Genomic DNA, 15,075 nt, shown 5'->3' with positions numbered 1-15,075 from the left:
CTCCCCGTGTGACGAGTTTGAGTGACCGAGAGGCTCGCAAGGTGCGCGCCCTGTCATTTCACTGTAGTCGACGGGGCGAAGACTCGAGGAACGTCAGATCAACTTTCAGAGCGTTTCGCTGGCGACAACCACATCGACCTCGGCGGCGCGGAAGACTTCGGCCATCGGCTCGGGCACGGGGACGTCGGTGAAGAACTTGTCGATCTGCGAGACGTGGCCCAGGCGGACGACAGCCCGTCGGCCGAACTTGGAGTGATCGGCGACCAGCCAGACCTCGCGCGACTGCTCGATGATGGCCTGGGCGACGCGCACTTCACGGTAATCGTAGTCGAGCAGCGTGCCGTCTTCGTCGATGCTGGAGACGCCGATGATGCCGATGTCGACGCGGAACTGCTTCATGAAGTCGATCGTGGCCTCGCCGACGATGCCGCGGTCGCGGTTTCGCACGAGGCCGCCGGCGACGATGACCTCGGCATCCGGGCTGCCTGACAAGATCGACGCGACGTTCAGGTTGTTGGTGATGACGCGCAGGCCGCGTGGCCCGTTCTGGCCGACGAGTGCCTTGGAAACCTCTTCGGTCGTCGTTCCGATATTGATGATGAGCGAGCGGCCGGGCTCGACGTGGCGCGCGACGACTTCGGCGATACGGCGCTTGGCGTCGATGTGCAGGACCTGGCGCTGGTCGTAATCGATGTTCTCGACCGACGATGGCAGGCCGACGCCGCCGTGGTAGCGCGCGAGCAAGCGCTCGTCTTCGAGCTGCCGAATGTCGCGGCGAATGGTTTGCGTCGTGACGCCGAGCACGCGAGCAAGTGCGTCGACGGAGGCATCGCCGTGCTGGCGGACGTATTCGAGGATCTGGCGGTGTCGCGGAAGCATCAAGTCACGAAATGAACACAAACGAACACATGTGAGCGGATTAGGCGATTCCCTATGTTGCTTTATTTTCGCCCTTCACTAAACTATCCGCCAACGCGTCACTATTCGCAAGAAAAGACGCGCAAATCAACAGATTCCAACCCATGCAACTCACTGACGCGTCGCATCTGGACTGTGATCTGCTGGTGGTCGGAGGCGGCATCAACGGCGTGGGAATCGCCCGGGATGCCGTGGGCCGTGGCCTGTCGGTGGTCTTGTGTGAAAAAGACGACCTGGCCCAGCACACCTCTTCGGCCTCAACCAAGCTGATCCACGGCGGGCTGCGCTACCTCGAAAATTACGAATTCAGCCTGGTGCGCAAGGCGCTGCAGGAGCGCGAGGTGCTGCTGCGCATGGCGCCGCACATCATGTGGCCGCTGCGTTTCGTGATGCCGCACGATGCAGCGCAACGCCCTGCGTGGATGATCCGCGCGGGCCTCTTCCTCTATGACCACCTGGCGCGCCGGCGCTTTCTGCCGGGTTCTGAGTCGATCAGGCTGGCGCAGCACCCGGCGGGTAAGCCCCTCAAAGCGGGCTACACGCGGGGATTCGTCTATTCCGACGGTTGGGTGGACGACGCCCGCCTGGTAGTGCTCAACGCCCGCGACGCGGCAGACCGTGGGGCGCAGATTTTCACCCGCACGCGCTGCCTGAACGCCGAGCGCCGCGCCGATGGCTGGCACGCGTCGCTGGCCGGTCCGGAGGGCATTCGCTCCGTGCGCGCCAAGGCGATCGTCAACGCGGCCGGGCCGTGGGCGGCGGAGTTCGCACGCTCCGCGCACGCGCTGCCGAGCACGCGTGGCCTGCGCCTGATCAAGGGCAGCCACATCGTCGTGCGGCGGATGTTCAACCACCCGTTCGCTTATATCTTCCAGAACCCGGACGGGCGGATCGTGTTTGCGATTCCGTACCAGAACGATTTCACGTTGATCGGCACGACGGATCTGGAATACAAGGGCTCGGTGGACCAAGTGGCCATTGATGCGGGCGAAATCCAATACCTGTGCGAAATGGCCAGCCGCTATTTCACCCAGCAGCTGACGCCGGCCGACGTGGTGTGGAGCTACTCAGGCGTGCGGCCGCTGCTGGACGACAGCGCCGCCAATGCTTCAGCCATCACGCGCGACTACCTGGTCGAATGCGAAACGGGCGCCGACGGCGCCAGTGCACCGCTCATCAATGTGTGGGGCGGCAAGATCACGACCTACCGCAAGCTGGCCGAAGAAGCGCTGGACCAACTGGCTCCGCATCTGCCGCTGGCGGGCAAGCCTTCGTGGACCGCCACCGCATCGCTGCCCGGCGGCGATCTGGAAGCGCCGGGCCAATTGGTTGCCGAATACACCTTCGACGATTTTGTGACGCGCCTGCAAAAACGTTTGCCGTGGCTGCCGACCCAGTTGGCGACGCGCTATGCGCACCAGTACGGCACCCGCGTGAACACGCTGCTGGCCGGCGCCACGCGACTGGAAGAGTTGGGCGCCGAAGTGACGCCAGGCTTGTATGAAGCCGAAATCCGTTACCTGATCGAACATGAATGGGCCCGCACGGCGCAGGACATCCTGTGGCGGCGGACCAAGCTGGGGCTGCACGCCAGCGATGCCGACCGCAGCCGGCTGGAAGGCTGGCTGGCGCGGCATCTGCCGGAAGGCGAGACCTCGCCGGTCGCGGAACGCGCGCCCTGAAACACTGGGCCGGGCGCACGAGCCAAGACATCAAGAAATCAAAGCAGTAAGACGGGAGACACCAATTGATTCTGGAACTGGACCAGGTTACGGCCATGGTCGGGGCGCAGACGCACCTGTACCCGACCAGCCTGCGGCTGGCGCCCGGCGCCATCAACGTGCTGCTGGGGCCAACGCAAGCTGGCAAGACCACGTTGATGCGCATCATGGCCGGCTTGGACCGGCCGACCACCGGCCGCGTACTGGTCGACGGCAAGGACGTGACGGGCGTGGGAGTGCGCGATCGCAATCTGGCGATGGTGTACCAGCAATTCATCAACTACCCGGCGATGACGGTGTACGACAACATCGCCTCGCCGCTGCGCCTGCAAGGCACCAATAAGGGAGAGATCGACTCGCGCGTGCGGGCCGTCGCCGCCAAGCTGCACATCGAGCACCTGTTGCAGCGCCTGCCGGCAGAACTGTCCGGCGGACAGCAGCAGCGTTGTGCGCTGGCCCGGGCGCTCGTCAAGCGTGCGCCGCTGGTGCTGCTCGACGAACCGCTCGTCAACCTCGACTACAAGCTGCGCGAAGAACTGCGTGCCGAGCTGGCATCGCTCTTTGCCGATGGCGGCACGACCGTCGTCTACGCCACCACCGAGCCGCAGGAAGCGCTGCTGCTGGGCGGCCACACCGTCGTCATGCATGAAGGCCGCGTGCTGCAAGACGGCCCGACGCTCGACATGTACGAAGTGCCGGTGTCGGTCAACGCCGCGGCCATCTTCAACGACCCGCCGATGAACGTGCTGGACGCCACCGTGGTTGAGGGCAACCAGATCCGGCTGCCGCAAGGTATTGACGTTCCGTGGACGCGTCCCCTGCCGATGGCGGCCGGCACGCGCTGCCGCATCGGCCTACGTCCGAGCCACATCCGCCTGGCACCGCGCAACGGTGGCGCGGTCGCCCTGCCGGGCACGGTGGAACTGGCCGAGTTGTCGGGCTCCGAAACCTATCTGCACGTGCGCGCGTATGCCGCTGGCCAGTCGAACACGATCGGCTTGGTCGCGCAGTTGCCCGGTGTGCACGAATTCGAACTCGGCGCGGCGCTGGACGTGTTTGTCGATCCGGCCGAACTGTTCCTGTTCGACGATGCGGGCAAGCTGGTGAGCGCGCCCAAGCAGGGAGGCGCACATGGCGCGCATTGAATTCCGCAACCTGGGGCACAGCTACCGCCCGAATCCGCAAAACCTGAACGACTACGCGCTGCAGCCGATGAACATGACCTGGCGCGACGGCGGTGCGTATGCATTGCTCGGTCCGTCGGGCTGCGGCAAATCCACGCTGCTGAACATCATCTCCGGGCTGCTGACGCCGTCGGAGGGCCAGGTGCTCTTTGACGACCGCGACGTCACGCACGCAACCCCGCGCGAGCGCAACATCGCGCAGGTGTTCCAGTTCCCGGTCATCTACGACACGATGACCGTGTTCGACAACCTCGCCTTCCCGCTGCGCAATCGCAAGACGCCGGAAGCCGAAGTGAAGAAGCGCGTGGAGGAAGTGGCCGAGATCCTCGAGCTGCAGCACGCGCTCAAACGCCGCGCCTCTGGTCTGGCAGCGGACGCCAAGCAGAAGATCTCGCTGGGCCGCGGCCTGGTGCGCAAGGACGTGGCGGCCATCCTCTTTGACGAGCCGCTCACTGTCATCGACCCGCACCTGAAGTGGCAACTGCGTCGCCAGCTCAAGAAGATTCACCAGCAGCTCAAGCTCACGCTGATCTACGTGACGCACGACCAGGTGGAAGCGCTGACCTTTGCCGACGAGGTGGTCGTCATGACCGAAGGCAAGGTCGTGCAGCAAGGCGGGCCGGAAGCGCTGTTCGAGCGGCCGGACCACACCTTCGTCGGGTACTTCATCGGCAGTCCGGGCATGAACCTGTACCCGGTGACGGTGGATGGCGATGTGATCGCGCTGGGCGATCAACGTCTGTCGGTTGGCGGCGACACGCTGGCCACACTCAAGAACGCGAACGGCTCACTCAAGCTCGGTATCCGCCCGGAATTCGTGCAACTGGCGGCGCCCGGAGAAGTCGGGACCGTGGCTGCCAACGTGCACCAGGTGCAGCAACTCGGTACGCACCAGTTGCTGACGGCCAGCCTGGGTGAGGCCGGCGGCTTGCCCATCAAGGCCAAACTGCCGAACGAAGTGAGCGTGACCGAATCGCGCGTGTGGCTGCGCCTGGATGCGCCGCAGACGCTGTACTACAGCAATGACGAGAGGATCGGCCGATGAACAAGCCGCTCAACAACAAGGCGTGGTTCTTGATCCTGCCGGTGTTCCTGTGCGTGGCGTTCTCCGCCATCCTGCCGCTGATGACGGTGGTGAACTACTCCGTGCAGGACATCATCAGCCCCGAGCAGCACGTCTTCGTGGGTGTGGACTGGTTCCGCCAGATCCTGCGCGACGGCGATCTGCAGGACGCGCTCACGCGCCAGCTGATCTTCTCGCTGTGCGTGCTGGCGGTGGAAATTCCGCTGGGCATCGGCCTGGCGCTGTCGATGCCGTCCAAGGGCTGGAAGGCTTCGGCCGCGCTGGTGGTGCTCGCCATGCCGCTGCTGATTCCCTGGAACGTGGTGGGCACGATCTGGCAGATCTTCGGGCGCTCCGATATCGGCCTGGCCGGCTACTGGCTCAACCAGATGGGCATCGATTACAACTACACGTCGCACTCGTTCGATGCGTGGATCACCGTGTTGATCATGGACGTGTGGCACTGGACGCCCCTGGTGGCGCTGCTGGCGTATGCCGGGCTGCGTTCGATTCCGGATGCGTTCTACCAGGCCGCCGAGATTGACGGCGCCAGCCGCCTGGCCGTGTTCCGCTACATCCAGCTGCCGAAGATGCGCGGCGTGCTGATGATCGGCGTGCTGCTGCGCTTCATGGACAGCTTCATGATCTACACCGAGCCGTTCGTGCTGACCGGCGGCGGGCCGGGCAACGCCACGACCTTCCTGTCGCAGTACCTGACGCAGAAGGCGGTCGGCCAGTTCGACCTGGGCCCGGCGGCTGCCTTCTCGATCGTGTACTTCCTCATCATCCTGCTGTTCTGCTTCGTCCTCTACAACTGGATGCAGCGCATGGGCAGCGCCAGCACGGCCGTGGGAGACGACCATGCCTAAGCAGAACAACAACAACGAGCACAAGCGCAAGATTGCTCGCGCGATCACGCTGGCGGTATATGTGGCATTTGCCGTACTGCCGCTGTACTGGATGCTGAGCATGTCGCTCAAGACCAACGAGGAGACGCTCGCCGGTTTCTCGATCTGGCCGAAGCTCGTCACGTTCGACAACTACAAGATCATCTTCACCGACCCGTCGTGGTACTGGGGTTACATCAACTCCATCATCTACGTGACGATGAACACGGTGCTCTCGACCGTGGTGGCGCTGCCGGCGGCTTACGCCTTCTCGCGCTACCGCTTCCTGGGCGACAAGCACATGTTCTTCTGGCTGCTGACGAACCGCATGACGCCGCCCGCAGTGTTCCTGCTGCCGTTCTTCCAGCTGTATTCGACGGTCGGCCTGATGGACACGCACCTGGGCGTGGCGCTGGCACACATGCTGTTCAACGTGCCCCTGGCGGTGTGGATTCTCGAAGGCTTCATGTCGGGCATTCCGCGCGAGATTGACGAGACGGCCTACATCGACGGCTACAGCTTCCCCAAGTTCTTCCTGAAGATCTTCCTGCCGCTCATCAAGGCCGGCGTGGGCGTGACGGCGTTCTTCTGCTTCATGTTCAGCTGGGTCGAGTTGCTGCTCGCGCGCACGCTTACCTCGGTCGATGCCAAACCCATCACCGCAGTGATGACGCGCACGGTGTCGGCCTCGGGCATGGATTGGGGCGTGCTGGCCGCGGCCGGTGTGCTGACGATCATTCCCGGCGCACTGGTGATCTGGTTTGTGCGGAACTACATCGCAAAGGGTTTTGCGATGGGCCGCGTCTAAAACAAGAACGGGAGACACAGCCATGTTCAGCTGGATGGCCTGGACGCCCGAAGTGGCGATCTTCTTCGGCTGCATCGCCTTGATGCTGGCCAGCATGACGGTGTGGGAAGTGGCCCGCCCGACGGTGGAGCGCAAGGGGTTCCTGCCCATTGCCACCACGCGCGGCGACCGCCTCTTCATCGGCCTGCTGACTGCGGCCTATATCAACCTGGCGTGGGTTGGGCTCACATCGGAAGAGACGAGCGCCTGGGGCGGCTTCATCGCCTCGATGGTGGTGCTGGTGATCGTGATGTGGCGCGGCTGATGCGCCATCGATGTACTTGAATTTGCAAGTCCGGGGGCATCGGCACAGGTTGATGCTTCCACGCCCAAATTGACGTACGGGCACAGGCATTCCATCACGCTCCCCGCGTCGGAATGCCGGATGTTTTCGCTGCGGGGAGAACAACAAGCCAACAAGCACGAGGAGATACCGATGAAAACATCCTGGCGCATGACGCTTCAGATCAGTGCCATTGCACTGGCAAGCGCCCTGGCGGTCGGCGCAGCCCATGCCGGCGAAGCCGAAGCCAAGAAGTGGATCAGCAGCGAATTCCAGCCCAGCACGCTGTCGCAAGACAAGCAGATGGCGGAAATGAAGTGGTTCATCGACGCCGCGGCCAAGCTCAAGGCCAAGGGCGTGACCGAGATCCACGTCGTGTCGGAAACGCTCGACACGCACGCGTATGAATCGAAGACGCTGGCCAAGGCCTTCGAAGAAATCACCGGCATCAAGGTCAAGCACGACATCATGCAGGAAGGCGATGTCGTCGAAAAACTGCAGACTTCGATGCAGTCGGGCAAGAGCATCTATGACGGCTGGATCTCCGACTCCGACCTGATCGGCACGCACTACCGCTATGGCGTGGTGATGCCGCTGTCGGACTACATGGCCGGCGAAGGCAAGGAATTCACCAACCCGGGCCTGGACCTGAAGGATTTCATCGGCACGAGCTTTACCACCGCGTCTGACGGCAAGCTGTATCAGCTGCCCGACCAGCAGTTCGCCAACCTGTACTGGTTCCGCGCCGACTGGTTCGCCCGCAAGGACCTGCAGGACAAGTTCAAGGCCAAGTACGGCTACGACCTCGGCGTGCCCGTCAACTGGACAGCCTATGAAGACATCGCCAACTTCTTCACGAACGACGTGAAGGAACTGGACGGCAAGCGCGTCTACGGCCACATGGATTACGGCAAGAAGGATCCGTCGCTGGGCTGGCGCTTTACCGATGCGTGGCTGTCGATGGCCGGCTCCGCCGACAAGGGCATCCCGAACGGCCTGCCGGTCGACGAATGGGGTATCCGCGTGGAAGGCTGCGCTCCGGTGGGCGCCTCGATGTCGCGCGGTGGTGCCACCAACAGCCCGGCTGCGGTGTACGCCCTCACCAAGTACATCGACTGGATGAAGAAGTACGCGCCGCCCGAAGCCACCGGCATGACCTTCAACGAAGCTGGCCCGGTGCCCGCGCAAGGCCACATCGCCCAGCAGGTGTTCTGGTACAGCGCCTTCACCGCGCCGATGACCAAGCCGGGCCCGGTCGTCAACGCCGACGGCTCGCCGAAGTGGCGCATGGCGCCGTCGCCGCACGGCCCGTACTGGAAGGATGGCATGCAGAACGGCTACCAGGACGTCGGCTCGTGGACGTTCTTCAAGTCCACCCCGTTCGAGCGCCGCTCGGCCGCGTGGCTGTACGCGCAGTTCGTCACGTCGAAGACCGTGTCGCTCAAGAAGTCGATCACCGGCCTCACGTTCATTCGTGACTCCGACATCCACAGCGACTACTTCACCAAGAACGCAGCCAAGTACGGCGGCCTGATTGAGTTCTACCGCAGCCCGGCCCGCGTGGCCTGGACGCCGACCGGCAACAACGTGCCCGACTATCCGAAGCTGGCACAGCTCTGGTGGAAGAACGTCGCTACGGCCGTCACGGGCGAAAAGACCCCGCAGGGCGCGATGGACAATCTGGCCAAGGAAATGGACCAGGTGATGGGTCGCCTGCAGCGCGCCGGCATGAAGAACTGCGCGCCGAAGCTGAACCCGGAAAGCGATCCGTCGAAGTGGCTGTCGACCGAACACGCCCCGTGGAAGAAGCTCGACAACGAGCGTCCGAAGGGTGAGACGGTGGCCTACGACAAGCTGCTCGCCGCATGGAAGGCTGGCAAGGTGCGCTGATCACGCGCAGCCCGCGGGGCGCCGGTCTTTGACGACGGCCACCTGCGGGCTACCATGCTTGTTTCCGTTTCATTCACTGTCGGGCAGGCCACACCCTGACCGTGCCCGACAGTCATCAGACTCTGCCTTATGGAATACCTCCTCGCGCTCGACCAGGGCACGTCCAGCTCACGCGCCATCGTCTTCAACCGCGCCGGCCAGATCGTCGCCAGCGCCCAGCAGGAGTTTCCCCAGCATTTTCCGCAGCCCGGTTGGGTCGAGCACGATCCGTTCGACATCTGGAACAGCCAGCTCGCCACCTGCCGCGCCGCACTCGAACAAGCCAAGCTCTCCGCCGCCGACATGGCCGCGCTGGGCATCACCAACCAGCGCGAAACCACGATGGTGTGGGAACGCGCCACGGGCAAACCGATCTTCAACGCCATCGTCTGGCAAGACCGCCGCACGGAAGCCATCTGCGAGCGCCTGCGCGCCGAGGGCCTGGAAGACGAAGTGCGCAAACGCACCGGCCTCATCATCGACCCGTACTTTTCCGCCACCAAGCTGCGCTGGATTCTCGACCACGTGGATGGCGCCCGCGAGCGCGCCGCACGTGGCGAACTCGCCTTCGGCACCATCGACAGCTGGCTCGTGTGGCAACTCACGCGCGGCCGCCTGCATGTGACCGACGTATCGAATGCCTCCCGCACGATGCTGTGGAACATCCACACCGGCGAGTGGGACGCTGACCTGATGCGCGCGCTCGACATCCACCCGAGCCTCTTGCCAGAGGTGCATCCGTCTGCGTATCAATTTGGGCAGACTGATGCCGACTGGCTCGGCGCTTCGCTCACCATCGGCGGCATTGCAGGCGACCAGCAATCGGCCCTGTTCGGCCAGGCGTGCTTCAAGCCCGGTATGGCCAAAAACACCTACGGCACCGGCTGCTTCATGCTGCTCAACACGGGTGACAAGGCTGTCCAGTCGCACAACGGCCTGATCAGCACCGCGGCTTGTCAGAGCGGCCTCAAGCGCAGCTACGCACTCGAAGGCAGCGTGTTCGTTGGCGGCGCGGTCGTGCAGTGGCTGCGCGACGGCCTGCGAGCCATCCAGCGCTCTGCTGACGTCGAAGGCTTGGCTGCCTCGGTGCCCGATTCCGGCGGGGTGGTCTTCGTGCCATCGTTCACGGGCCTCGGTGCGCCGTACTGGGACCCAACCGCGCAAGGCGCCATCGTCGGCCTGTCACGCGGCACGACCATCGGGCACATCGCTCGCGCGGCGCTGGAGTCCATCGCGTTCCAGAGCACCGCGCTGCTGCAGGCCATGACGCGCGATGCCGTCTCCACCATCTCGGAACTGCGCGTCGACGGCGGTGCCTCGGCCAACAACCTGCTGCTGCAATTCCAGGCCGATTTGCTCGGCATTCCGGTGGTGCGCCCGGAGATCATCGAAACCACGGCGCTGGGCGCGGCCTATCTGGCCGGCATCGCCACCGGCTTCTACCAGGGGGAAGACGAAGTCGCCCAGCAGTGGCGCGCCTCCCGCACGTTCCACCCCGTCATCAGCCGCGACGAGGCTGCGCACCGCATCGCCCAGTGGGAAATGGCCGTGGCGCAGGTACGTCTACCGACAACGCGCGGGCACTGAAGGCAAAACCAGCGGCAGAAGAAAGGCGACCCTCGGATCGCCTTTTTTTTTCCATGCTTCGGCCGGCGGCTTACTTGCCTTCGCTGCTCGGCGTCTGGGCAGGGCCGCCTTGTTCGCTCATGGCTTCCTTGCGCTTGGCGCGGGCTTCCTTCTTCTCGGCCTTGCGGTTGGCCTTGGCGGCCTTCTTCTCGTCCTTGTAGGCGGCCTTGGCGTCGGACTTGCGAGCCTTGTACTCGTCGCTGGCAGCCTTGTCGTCAATACGCTTCTGCACCAGCGGGTCAGACGACGAGGTGGACGGCGCACCCTGCGGGGCGGCCTGCACGGTGCCGGTGGTCTGCGGTGAAGTCTGCGGTGCCGGCGTCATCTGTGCGAAAGCAGCCGACGCAGCAAACGTGGCGGCCACGGCGAGGGCGGTTTTCAGGCGCAGTTCAATCATGGTTGAGCTCCTTCTTTTACAAAATCACGGAATGGACTGACCACATAAGCGGCGCACGAAGCACCTGAAGTGATCTCGGCGCACATCAACGGCGCACGCCGGACGTTGCAAATCACAACACCTATTGCTTCGCAAGAAGCGCTCCCAGGCCATCGACTACACTGCGCGCTATCTCATCCCTCCTATGCGCCGTGTCCAATCACGCACCCGATTTCGTCCTGCTTGATCCGCCCGCCGATGCGCTGTCCCTGAATGCGGATGACGCTGCCCACCATGTCGCGCGCGTGCAGCGCTGGCTGGAAGACGCCGTGATCGGCCTGAACCTGTGCCCCTTCGCCAAGGCCGTGCATGTCAAACAGCAGGTTCGATACGTCGTCAGCCGCGCCACGATGGACGGCGACGTGCTCGACCACCTGCGCGCCGAAGCCGACCTGCTGCACGCCACCCCCGCCGCACAGATCGACACCACGCTGCTGATCGTCCCCGCCCTGGCCGACTTCCTCGACTTCCACTCGCTCACGGAGCGTGCTGAATCTGTGCTCGCCAAGGCCGGCTACGAAGGCGAACTGCAGCTCGCAAGCTTCCACCCCGATTTCGTCTTCGCCGATGCGGAGCCTGACGACATCGCCAATGCCACCAACCGCGCGCCCGTTCCCATCCTGCATCTGCTGCGAGAAGACAGCATCGCCCGCGCCGCAGCCGCCGTACCCGACGCAGCGGACATCTACGAGCGCAATATCGCGACGATGGAAAAGCTGGGCCCGGAAGGCTGGGCAGAAATGGCAAAGAAGTTCAGCAAGACACCACCCCGCGACTAACCAAAAGCAGCGACGGTTTGGCCGTCCCCTGCCCTAGATGGCGCCTTGAATTTTCGTAAGCGGGAGGAAAAAAGAAGGGGAACTGTCTGAGCGCAGCGAGTTTTCCCCTTCTCCGCCCGGTTACGAAAATTCAAGGAATGGGTCGCCATCTTGGGCGCGCCTTTCTTTGCTTACTTTCTTTGGCAAGACAAAGAAAGTGAGTCAGCCCCGGAAGGGGATGAAACAAGGGATGCACCACCCGCATCAATCAAGCGAGCAAGCAAGCCAAAGAGTCAAACTCCACGATCCACCGGCGGCGTCCACTGATACGCCCAAGTCTCAGACAGCAACCGCTCCCCCGACTGCAACGTCAGCAACAACTCAATCGGTGCATTGCTCGCATCCGGCACCACATCAAACATCGCCCGGACACCGTCAATGCTCGCCAGCGGCCGCGCCGATGCAATCTCTACCCGCCCACGCGAGGCTCGGATGACAGGCTCCACGGTGGAGCCCGCGGTGCTGCGCCCCAGCCGCGACAGCTCGCCGCCCGCAAAATCCACCACGAACCGCCAGGAGAAGTATTTGCGCGCCTGCCCCACCACACCACCAATGCCCGTGCGCGTGGCCACCACCCGCGCCAGCGGTGAGGCCGCTGCAGGCTGCGCGCCCCACGTCAGCCGATAGCCGAACGCCAGCTCCTGCCCCGCATGCGGCGCCACGGCCGGCCTCCAGAACGCGACGATGTTGTCGAAGGTTTCATCGTTGGCCGACAGTTCCACCAATTCGACCGCGCCCTCACCCCAGTCGTGCGTGGGCTCCACCCACACACTTGGGCGCTTCTCGTAGAACACGCCGTCATCCTGGTAATGATCGGGATTGCGGTCACGCTGCAGCAGGCCGAAGCCGCGCGGGCTGTCGTCGGCAAAGCGCTGGCTGCGCAGCATCGGCGGATTGGCCAGCGGCCGCCAGACCCACTCCCCCGAACCGCGCCAGATGGCCAGGCCATCGGAATCATGAATTTCGGGGCGCCAATCTGATGCCCGCCATCGGCGCGCGGCGCTGTGGCGATCACCGGCGCGGTCGGTGCGGTCGTTTTCGCCGTAGAGGAACATGCTGGTCAGTGGCGCGATGCCAAGGCGCTCGATCGGCTTGCGCACGTAAAGCGTGGCGGCCACGTCCATCACCAGCGTGTCGCCGGGGCGGATGTCGAAGCGGTAAATGCCGGCCACGCTGGGGGAATCGAGCAACGCGTAGACGCGCAACGTATCGGCGTCGGCGGCCGGGCGCACCAGCCAGAATTCGGTGAAGTCCGGAAACTCTTCTGCGCGGGCCAGGCCGGTATCGATCGCCAGCCCCCGCGCTGACATGCCGTACTGCCACTGCCCCCCGACGGCGCGGAAGTAGCTTGCCCCCAGGAAGGCGGCCACATCGCGCGTCGGGTCCGCCTTGGTGGTCAACCGAAAACCGGCAAAGCCGAGATCGGCCGGCAACGCCTGGTGATCCAGCCCGCTCTTGCCGTAATCGAACATGGCGGGGTCGTAGGCAATTAAGCGAGCTTGGCCGTCGACCACCTCGTGCATCTGTACGGCCGACTTGAAGAACAGTCCCAAATGGAAGAACTTGGCCTCGAACGGCAAGTGCCGTCCGGTCCACAGGGCGTGATCAGGGCGATAGCCGATGGACTGGTAGCCGTCCCAGTCCAGTGCGGCCAGCGGCTTGGGCAACTGCGTGCTTCGGGGCCGGTACGGCCTTGCAGCCAAGGCTCGGGCACGCGCCAGCAGGCGCGCTTCGTCAAACGGTTCGGCGGCGCCAGCGGCGGAGCCGGGCGCGGCACTGCGGGACAAACCAGGAGCCAGGGCAAGCAGCCCGGCGGCCAACTGCTTGAGCAGGTCGCGACGGTGCATGGATCGGGGCAGGACCAGGGGTGAGCCAGGGGTGATTCATCTTCGCACAACCCACGCCCGGGCAGCATCCGGTAAAAACCTTTCATTGGACCCACAACCCTGCGCCATGACCGGGATTGCGCCAGTTGTGCGTGGCGCGGGGCAGGCAGTTGGAGCACAATCCCGGGTCTGTTCACATGTACAACGCAAGTACGTCGCCTATGGTGAACAGAACAGATCCGAGCAATCGGCCTGGCTAAAACAGGTCAATGCCCGCCACGATCATCACGGCGCACATGCTTTCACAATCCTCCACGCCCCCGCTGCCCGATACGGCTACCGAACTGTCCGCTCACATTGCGGCTGCCCTGGAATCATTCGGCCGCTATTACGACGACGTTCTGCTGCCCATGTGGCTCGGCCCGGGCTGGAACGCGCAGGCCGGTCTCTGCTATGAAGCGCTCGTCGTCGACAACGGCGCGCTGGTGCCAGCATCAACCGCGCGGTACCGGGCGATGGCATGTGCGCGGCAGTTGTACACGTTCGCGCGCGCCACACAGCTCTCCGAGCGACACCGCGATCTCTGCGCCGAACGTGCCGCCGCGCTGTGCCATGCACTGGACACCCGCTTTCGCGACACGATTCACGGCGGCTGGCTGTTTGCGATCGACAGCGCGTTGGCCCCGCATGACACCACCAAGGATCTGTACACGCACGCCTTCGTGCTGTTTGCCGCCGCACATTGGCTGGCCGTGAGCGAAGACCCGCGTGCCGCCGCGCTGATGCACGACGCGCACGACGTGATCGCGCGCAGCTTCGCGCGGGCCGGGGCCAAACCGCTGCCGGTCGCGGCCATGGACGCCACGTTCAGCACCACGCTGGCCGGTGTCGCGCAGAACCCCGTGATGCATCTGACCGAGGCCTACCTGGCCGCCGCCGCGCTGGACGAACCGCCCGCCTGGGCCGAGGCCGGCGTGCACACGCTGGCTGAAGGCATCCTCGCGCGCTTCATCGACACGCGCACGGGCAGCATCGCCGAGTTGCCGGTTGACGAAGCCAGCGCCGACAACCGCATCGAACCTGGCCACCAGTTCGAATGGTTTTATCTCGTGCGCGCACACGCCGACGTCTTTACGCGCTCCGAAGCCGGCCGCCATCTGGCCGAGAGCCTCGCCCGCGCGGTGGACGCGGCCTGCGCCGACGGCGTGGATGCCGACACCCAGGGCGTGTGCCTGTCACTCAATCTGGACGGCACGATGCGCGACGCCAGCCAGCGCATCTGGGCACAGACCGAATACGGCCGCGCCCTCGCGCTGTGCACGGAAACGCAAGGTGCCATGCTCGCGCGCCTGCTGCCGGCGTGGTCGGCGCGCTTCCTGCACGCACAAGGCTGGAACGAGGTGATCGATCCCGCCGGCCAGCGCCTGCGCGCCGACATGCCGTCGAGCACGCCGTACCACATCACCACCTTTTACGAGGCGGCCTGCAGTTCGCTGTCCGGCTCGCCCGCACGTTGTACCCAAGCTGTTGAGTGAGA

General features: G+C 64.4%; 13 protein-coding genes. 10 read left to right on the top strand and 3 right to left on the bottom strand.

The window, feature by feature from the left end; genetic code table 11:
* Positions 1 to 105 precede the first annotated feature (105 nt).
* Entirely contained in the window at positions 106 to 879 is a 774-nt protein-coding gene (locus ACEN9T_RS09735; protein WP_092977108.1) for a DeoR/GlpR family DNA-binding transcription regulator, read from the bottom strand.
* 143 nt (positions 880 to 1,022) lie between these two features.
* On the opposite strand from ACEN9T_RS09735, the gene glpD reads away from it, so the two are divergent.
* The 8 genes from glpD to glpK all read left to right on the top strand — a co-directional run bounded on the left by glpD (position 1,023) and on the right by glpK (position 10,419).
* Entirely contained in the window at positions 1,023 to 2,600 is a 1,578-nt protein-coding gene (gene glpD, locus ACEN9T_RS09730) for a glycerol-3-phosphate dehydrogenase (RefSeq protein WP_413707642.1), read from the top strand.
* 65 nt (positions 2,601 to 2,665) lie between these two features.
* The gene (locus ACEN9T_RS09725; protein WP_413707641.1) at positions 2,666 to 3,784 is read left to right on the top strand and encodes an ABC transporter ATP-binding protein; all 1,119 of its coding nucleotides are present in this window, start codon (positions 2,666 to 2,668) and stop codon (positions 3,782 to 3,784) included.
* On the top strand, positions 3,771 to 4,868 hold the full coding sequence (locus tag ACEN9T_RS09720) for an ABC transporter ATP-binding protein (protein ID WP_413707640.1): 1,098 nt from the start codon (positions 3,771 to 3,773) through the stop codon (positions 4,866 to 4,868). The genes ACEN9T_RS09725 and ACEN9T_RS09720 overlap by 14 nt, the downstream gene beginning before the upstream one ends.
* The gene (locus ACEN9T_RS09715; protein WP_004637132.1) at positions 4,865 to 5,755 is read left to right on the top strand and encodes a carbohydrate ABC transporter permease; all 891 of its coding nucleotides are present in this window, start codon (positions 4,865 to 4,867) and stop codon (positions 5,753 to 5,755) included. Before ACEN9T_RS09720 ends, ACEN9T_RS09715 begins: the two co-directional genes overlap by 4 nt.
* Entirely contained in the window at positions 5,748 to 6,581 is an 834-nt protein-coding gene (locus tag ACEN9T_RS09710) for a carbohydrate ABC transporter permease (RefSeq protein ID WP_027680527.1), read from the top strand. Before ACEN9T_RS09715 ends, ACEN9T_RS09710 begins: the two co-directional genes overlap by 8 nt.
* A gap of 22 nt (positions 6,582 to 6,603) precedes the next feature.
* Positions 6,604 to 6,885: a DUF2160 domain-containing protein gene (locus ACEN9T_RS09705; protein WP_260771999.1), complete on the top strand. Its 282-nt coding sequence runs from the start codon at positions 6,604 to 6,606 to the stop codon at positions 6,883 to 6,885.
* 171 nt (positions 6,886 to 7,056) lie between these two features.
* Positions 7,057 to 8,793 carry an ABC transporter substrate-binding protein gene (locus ACEN9T_RS09700; protein ID WP_024977476.1) on the top strand — a complete coding sequence of 579 codons (1,737 nt, stop codon included), beginning with the start codon at positions 7,057 to 7,059 and terminating at the stop codon, positions 8,791 to 8,793.
* Between the two features lie 129 nt (positions 8,794 to 8,922).
* A complete protein-coding gene (gene glpK, locus ACEN9T_RS09695) occupies positions 8,923 to 10,419 on the top strand; it encodes a glycerol kinase GlpK (protein ID WP_092977094.1) in 1,497 nt (498 codons plus the stop codon).
* A 70-nt stretch (positions 10,420 to 10,489) separates the two neighbouring features.
* Here the strand turns inward: glpK and ACEN9T_RS09690 are convergent, their stop codons facing one another.
* Positions 10,490 to 10,855 (bottom strand): hypothetical protein, encoded by a 366-nt coding sequence (locus ACEN9T_RS09690; protein ID WP_092977091.1) that lies wholly within the window; start codon positions 10,853 to 10,855, stop codon positions 10,490 to 10,492.
* Positions 10,856 to 11,046: 191 nt separating this feature from the next.
* Between ACEN9T_RS09690 and ACEN9T_RS09685 the strand changes: the two genes are divergently transcribed.
* Positions 11,047 to 11,673 (top strand): DUF1415 domain-containing protein, encoded by a 627-nt coding sequence (locus ACEN9T_RS09685; RefSeq protein WP_413707639.1) that lies wholly within the window; start codon positions 11,047 to 11,049, stop codon positions 11,671 to 11,673.
* A 272-nt stretch (positions 11,674 to 11,945) separates the two neighbouring features.
* On the opposite strand, the gene ACEN9T_RS09680 is transcribed toward ACEN9T_RS09685, so the two are convergent.
* Entirely contained in the window at positions 11,946 to 13,559 is a 1,614-nt protein-coding gene (locus ACEN9T_RS09680; protein WP_092977085.1) for a glucan biosynthesis protein, read from the bottom strand.
* A 275-nt stretch (positions 13,560 to 13,834) separates the two neighbouring features.
* On the opposite strand from ACEN9T_RS09680, the gene ACEN9T_RS09675 reads away from it, so the two are divergent.
* On the top strand, positions 13,835 to 15,073 hold the full coding sequence (locus ACEN9T_RS09675) for an AGE family epimerase/isomerase (RefSeq protein ID WP_413707638.1): 1,239 nt from the start codon (positions 13,835 to 13,837) through the stop codon (positions 15,071 to 15,073).
* Positions 15,074 to 15,075 lie beyond the last annotated feature (2 nt).

Source organism: Ralstonia sp. Ralssp110 (genome assembly GCF_047325135.1).
Lineage (GTDB): Bacteria > Pseudomonadota > Gammaproteobacteria > Burkholderiales > Burkholderiaceae > Ralstonia > Ralstonia mojiangensis.
This window is presented reverse-complemented; position numbering and strand designations above follow the sequence as displayed.